Here is a 6,428-nt window from a genome sequence, read left to right as displayed (position 1 = left end):
CCTCATTGCGGGCACTACAGATAATTGTCAGTGCCCGTGTTCTTGACTTTCGCTTCTTTACGGTCACTATAACCTTTACCAACGCTTGATTTTTTGATCTTTTTCTCTACAGTGATCGATTTTATAATTTCCCCCGCTTGCCTCATAAAGGACTATATTAACTGTCATAACCCTAAAAAAGTGCATAAAAAAATCGCTACAATAAATTGTAACGATTTTTTATCTCCAGTTTTTATGCGCGATTTAAGTAAAGTTATGGCGGAGGAAGAGGGATTCGAACCCCCGCGCGGTTTAACCCGCCTGTCGGTTTTCAAGACCGATCCCTTCAGCCGGACTTGGGTATTCCTCCGTGACAACAAAAAATAATTTATCATATATTTTTCCCATTGTCAATTAAAAATAATGAAATACTTCGGACGGAAAAACTCCGTCCGAAATACACCTTATTCTGGAATTATAACACTGCGGCCGCCCATATATGGCTGTAAAACCTTAGGAATCACCACACTGCCATCTTCCTGTTGATAATTTTCTAAAATAGCCGCTACGGTTCTGCCAATTGCAAGCCCGGAACCATTCAATGTATGAATATGCTCAGGCTTTGCTTTCGGATCACGGCGGAAACGAATATTAGCACGTCTTGCCTGGAACGCTTCAAAGTTACTGCAAGAAGAAATTTCCCTGAACGTTCCATAGCTTGGAATCCATACTTCAATATCGTACTTCTTAGCTGCAGTAAAGCCAAGGTCACCCGTGCACATGCTTAATACTCGGTATGGGAGTTCAAGTAATTGAAGGACTTTCTCCGCATCATTCGTTAATTTTTCAAGTTCATTGTAAGAGTCTTCCGGCTTCACAAATTTCACTAATTCAACCTTATTAAATTGATGCTGGCGAATGAGGCCACGAGTATCACGTCCTGCAGAACCAGCCTCTGAGCGGAAGCATGCACTATAAGCCGCATAACGGATGGGGAGCTCCTCACCGCTTAAGATTTCATCCCTATGAAGATTGGTAACAGGCACCTCCGCCGTTGGAATCAGGAAATAATCCTCGCTTTCAATTAAGAAAGCATCCTCGGCAAACTTTGGAAGCTGACCTGTTCCTGTCATACTTGTGCGATTCACCATATATGGAGGGAGTATTTCCTTGTAACCATGTTCATCGACATGAAGGTCCAGCATGAAATTCATGAGCGCCCGCTCTAAACGAGCCCCAAGGCCTTTATAAAACACGAAACGGCTGCCGGTGACTTTGCCCGCGCGTTCAAAGTCAAGGATGCCCAAGTGGTCTGCAATATCCCAGTGCGGCTTTGGTTCATAGGCGAAATCCCTTACGTTACCCCATTGTCGAATTTCTACATTATCGTCTTCCGTTTCCCCAACCGGTACGCTTTCATGAGGAATATTTGGAATGCTTAACAATAACATTTCCAATATTTCTTCAACACCGCGGAGCTCATCGTCCAATGTTTTAATCCTGTCGCCAACTTCGCGCATCTCTTTAATTAAATGGTCAGCATCTTGTTTTTCACGCTTTAAAACGGCCACCAGTTGGGAAACCTCGTTCCGCTTGCTTTTCAGTTGTTCAGATTCAACAATTAGATCGCGTCTTTTTTGATCCAGTTCTTCAAATTTCCCAAGGTCTGTTAAGTCCTCGCCACGGTGCTGAAGTTTTTCCTTTACTTCAGTAAAATTAGCTCTTAATAATTTAATATCAAGCATATCTTTCCACTCCTTTTTTAAAATAGGCCGTGTTAAAGACCATTTGATTTTACACCTGTTGACTTAAGTGCCTAGAGCGTAAAACAACAGCAAGTTTAACAGCGCCTAAAAAATAAAAAACTCCCGCCCCTAAAAACAGGGACGAGAGTTACCCGCGTTACCACCCTGGTTGACAGAAAAAGTCTGCCCACCTTGAAAAAAATTAACGGTTTCTGCCGAAAGTATTTACTGCCCCCTTATCGGAGGGTTCCATACCTTGCTCGAGGATGGATTCACAAGCGCCATTCACCGATTCTCACCTGCCACCGGCTCTCTTAAGAATAAACTCCTGCTACTAGTTCCTCTCATTGCTTTAAACATATTAAGGATTTGTATTTAATAATCTACTATAATTATCCACTAAATGCAACCAGATTATACAAAATATTTAGCTATTAAAGATTCCTTTAAAACCAGCCTTTAACTGTTTTAGAAATGCCGCCCCAAACATCTCCGAAGAAGCTGCCGACTCCTCTCATCATGAGAACAAACCAATTTGCTTTCTCTACATCCTGTGCGGCAACCACATCCACTTTAATGCTCTTTTCCCCTTGGCTGTTCAGGTAACTTAGTTTGTCGCCCTTTTTGGATTTAATCGTCAAATAGCCAATGGTTTCACCTTTTTTAATTGGTGCAGTTAATTCACCTTTTTTATTAATTTTATTTTTATCCAATACCAATTCTGGTTGATAATTTTGTTTTTCGCCATTTAGAACCATCATATCAATGGCTGACTTGGAGTAAATTTTAACACTGTCTTCTTTACCTTTAATTACGGGTAAGTTTTTATGACCCTTCACTTGAAAATGGGTAGGGACAATCTCTTCCTTGCTAAAATTACTGAAAGCATAGTCCATCATTTTTCTTGTTTCTTCAAAACGGGCCTTTTTATCGCTTGTAGCTCCATTTGCATCTTTCGCATTTTGAACAACTGTAATAAATCTTTTTCCATCCCTCATAGCAGTCCCGGTAAAACAAGCTCCCGCAAAATCAGTAGTTCCTGTTTTTAAACCGTCCATGCCTTGATAACCGTAAATTAATGTTGGCAGCATCCAATTCCAGTTATCCATCTTAATTTCGTCATCTGTACCCTCTCGAAACTTCTTGGTTGGAATACTAGCTGTTTTTAATACATCCGGGAAATCATGAATCAAGCGGAAGGCTAATTGTGCCACCGTATAGGCGGACATAACATTTTCTTCATCAGCTCTTGTCCCTGCAGGCTGCTGGCCAAAATAATCACCATTATTTAAACCAGTAGAGTTAACAAATTTATAGTTCTTTAAACCCAATTGTTTCGCTTTATCATTCATCATTTTTACAAAGTTTGTTTCTGAACCGGCAATCACTTCTGCTAGAGCAATTGTTGCAGCATTGGCAGAGTAAATGGCCATCGCCTGATATAATTCTCTTACTGTATATTTACCATCACGTCTTAATGGAACATTTGATAGGTTTCGATTTTGTGAAATTTTATAAGCAAGCTCACTCACAGAATACTGTTGATCCCACTTCACCTTGCCATGTTTAATGGCATCAAGCAGAATATATTCAGTCATCATTTTTGACATACTGGCAATACCAAGTAAACTGTCAGCATTTTGTTGGTATAAAACCTTTCCGGTTTCTCCGTCCACAATAATTGCACTATCAGCATTCACCTTTAATGGCGCTTGTGCTTCTGCTTTATTTAAGCCTGAAAATAGGCTAAAAAACATAATTAATGCCAATAAGCCTGGAATACTTTTTTTATAAAAATATTTATTCACTATAATGCCCTCCAACGAATTTATACACCTTGGTTATTTTAACATAACTCCCCTTCAAATCATAGACAGAGCAAAGACCTATTTGTTTTCCAAAAATAAAAAGGAGGGCGGTATGGTCCCTCCTTACTATGTTACAAACTGCTTAGCTTATAAAGAATAGTTTGGTGCTTCCTTAGTTATTTGGACATCATGTGGATGGCTTTCTTTTAAACCAGCGCCTGTCATCCGAATAAACTGAGCGTTGTTTCGTAATGCTTCTAAATCTTTTGTCCCGCAATATCCCATACCAGAACGTAATCCACCAATTAACTGATAAACGGTTTCCGCCAATGGGCCTTTATAAGGCAGTCGGCCTTCAATACCCTCTGGTACAAACTTCTTATTATCCTCTTGGAAATAACGGTCTTTTGAACCCTTTTCCATAGCAGCGACCGAGCCCATTCCACGATAGACTTTAAATCTTCTGCCTTGGAAGATTTCCGTTTCCCCTGGACTTTCAGATACACCCGCTAACAGACTTCCCAGCATAACTGCGTGGCCTCCAGCTGCAAGTGCTTTAACGATATCACCGGAGTACTTGATTCCTCCATCGGCTATGATGGTCTTGCCATGTTTCCTCGCTTCGGTTGCACAATCATAAACAGCTGTAATCTGAGGAACTCCTACACCAGCAACGACCCTGGTTGTACAAATAGAACCTGGTCCGATACCTACTTTAACCACATCGGCGCCAGCCTCGAATAAATCCTTTGTTGCTTCTGCTGTTGCAACGTTCCCGGCAATTATAGTTAAATCCGGGTAAGCACTTCTAATTTGTTTTACTGTATCAAGGACACCCTTAGAATGACCATGGGCTGTATCGACTACTATGGCGTCCACATTCGCTTTAACTAGTGCCTCTACCCTCATCATGGTGTCTTTTGTAACACCGACAGCTCCTCCAGCCAATAGACGGCCTTGGCGATCCTTTGCTGAATTCGGAAACTCAATAACCTTCTCTATATCTTTTATGGTAATTAACCCTTTTAATACGCCATCATGATCTACTAGCGGCAGCTTTTCAATTTTATGCTGCTGCAAAATCTCTTCTGCTTCCTTCAATGTTGTCCCTACAGGTGCCGTTACAAGATCTTCCTTTGTCATTACATCTGAAATTTTAAAGGAGTAATCCTGTATAAAACGGAGATCCCTATTTGTGATGATGCCGACTAGTCTTTGTTCGTTTTCATTATTGACAATTGGAACACCTGAAATCCGATATTTCCCCATTAAATGCTCTGCATCAAATACTTGATGTTCAGGAGTGAGGAAAAATGGATCTGTAATAACGCCGCTTTCTGACCTTTTTACCTTCTCAACCTGCTCGGCCTGCTGTTCAATGGTCATATTTTTATGGATAATGCCTAAACCGCCTTGGCGTGCCATTGCAATAGCCATTTCAGCTTCAGTTACTGTATCCATCCCAGCACTCATAATTGGAATATTAAGCTTTACGTTTTCTGATAATGCAACTTGAAGATTTACATCACGTGGCAGAATTTCAGACTTACCTGGAATTAACAAGACATCGTCAAAGGTTAATCCTTCTTTTACAAATTTATTTTCCCACATTTTTAAGGCCTCCAGGACAAAATTTTTTATTTGTAGGTTATCAATTGGACAAAATACTGTCAAGGAACTAGTTTTAATTTGATTATTCTGAAAAAAAGGTGATCTTAGATTGGATATCTCTTATAAAGACTGGAAAAGCTTTTCGTGTTTCTTTTCAGCTGAATATTGTCAGTTATTTTTAAAACGCAATTATCAAAAACGCATGATCGAAAACCCTGAGCAAAAAAGCTATGAAAACGGTTACGCTCTTTTATATTATTTGGAACATGGACAGATTTATTATGAACAAGCAGAGAAGTCTCCGCTGATTCTTAAACCGATTCTTCTCTTTTACGGTTTGGTTCATTTAATTAAGGCATGTATTTTAACTATTGACCCGGCATATCCAGAAACAACAAGTGTGTTAGCGCATGGTGTTTCAACAAGAAAGCGGAAAAAGCAAAATTATCAATTCTTCCTTGATGAGGTGAAACTACAAAAAAATGGGCTCTTTCCTTTCATGTCAGAAAAAATGTTTCACATGAAACAATTGGAAGGGGAAAAGGTCATTATGGAGGATTTATTAAGACTTATTCCTGAATTAGATGATTTATTTTTTCTACTGGATGGAACGAGGACATTTTCAAGCATACCTTACCAGGGAGAACAAGAACAATTTGAAATTCCTGATAAATTATTAGACCATTACCATATGACAGAAAATCGACTAAAGGAGTATTTGACATCGAAAGCTATGCATCCTATTTCCTTTTCCGAAGAAGGACTTTCTTTCATGTTTAACGGGTCATTTCAGAAAAACAGTTCACCCTTTAAATATCATTTGGAAAAAGGTCACTTAGTTCTCCCTAATCGAAAAAGTGAATTTCTCCATTTTCCGGAACTTTTAATTCATTATCTGCTTCTTTATAACTTAAGTATGATTGCTCGCTATGAAACGGAATGGTGGAGTGAGTTAACGAAGATGATGCCTAATCAGGATTTCCCATTTATTCAATCCTTCTTAAATAGCACCCTAAAAAAAGGTCCATTTCTTATTTATGAGTATTTGATGAATTGAAAAAGCCAGAATCCTTTGATCCTGGCTTTTGTTTAAAATTTAATCTTACTGAGCTTTTCCTTTTTAAACTACAAAAAGACAACCCTCATCAGGTTGTCCTTCATTTGCCTGGCAACGTCCTACTCTCACAGGGGGACAGCCCCCAACTACCATCGGCGCTGAGAAACTTAACTTCCGTGTTCGGTATGGGAACGGGTGTGACCTTCTCGCCATTATTGCCAGACTATT

Annotated in this window: 4 protein-coding genes, 1 tRNA gene, 1 rRNA gene and 1 other annotated feature; of the genes, 1 reads left to right on the top strand and 5 read right to left on the bottom strand. The window is 39.6% G+C overall.

All coding sequences use genetic code 11. The features are described from left to right. Positions 1 to 256 precede the first annotated feature (256 nt). From M028_RS0113405 to guaB, 4 genes are all read right to left on the bottom strand, one after another. Positions 257 to 349, bottom strand: a tRNA-Ser gene (locus M028_RS0113405). 94 nt (positions 350 to 443) lie between these two features. Then, positions 444 to 1,724, bottom strand: a complete 1,281-nt coding sequence (gene serS / locus M028_RS0113400) for a serine--tRNA ligase (protein WP_026574325.1) — start codon at positions 1,722 to 1,724, stop codon at positions 444 to 446. A 134-nt stretch (positions 1,725 to 1,858) separates the two neighbouring features. Beyond that, positions 1,859 to 2,081: a binding site (T-box leader), on the bottom strand. Between the two features lie 89 nt (positions 2,082 to 2,170). Next, positions 2,171 to 3,481 (bottom strand): D-alanyl-D-alanine carboxypeptidase family protein, encoded by a 1,311-nt coding sequence (locus M028_RS0113395; protein ID WP_197031419.1) that lies wholly within the window; start codon positions 3,479 to 3,481, stop codon positions 2,171 to 2,173. A 198-nt stretch (positions 3,482 to 3,679) separates the two neighbouring features. Then, positions 3,680 to 5,143 carry an IMP dehydrogenase gene (gene guaB / locus M028_RS0113390; protein ID WP_026574323.1) on the bottom strand — a complete coding sequence of 488 codons (1,464 nt, stop codon included), beginning with the start codon at positions 5,141 to 5,143 and terminating at the stop codon, positions 3,680 to 3,682. Positions 5,144 to 5,252: 109 nt separating this feature from the next. Here guaB and M028_RS0113385 point away from each other — a divergent pair, with 109 nt between their 5' ends. Then, entirely contained in the window at positions 5,253 to 6,200 is a 948-nt protein-coding gene (locus M028_RS0113385) for a YaaC family protein (protein WP_026574322.1), read from the top strand. 106 nt (positions 6,201 to 6,306) lie between these two features. On the opposite strand, the gene rrf is transcribed toward M028_RS0113385, so the two are convergent. Further along, positions 6,307 to 6,423: ribosomal RNA gene (gene rrf, locus M028_RS0113380) — 5S ribosomal RNA — on the bottom strand. Between the last annotated feature and the right edge of the window lie 5 nt (positions 6,424 to 6,428).

Source organism: Bacillus sp. UNC438CL73TsuS30 (assembly GCF_000482325.1).
In the GTDB taxonomy this organism is placed as follows: domain Bacteria; phylum Bacillota; class Bacilli; order Bacillales; family Cytobacillaceae; genus Neobacillus.
Note: the sequence above shows the minus strand (reverse complement) of the source record. Positions and strands in the feature narration are given on the sequence as shown.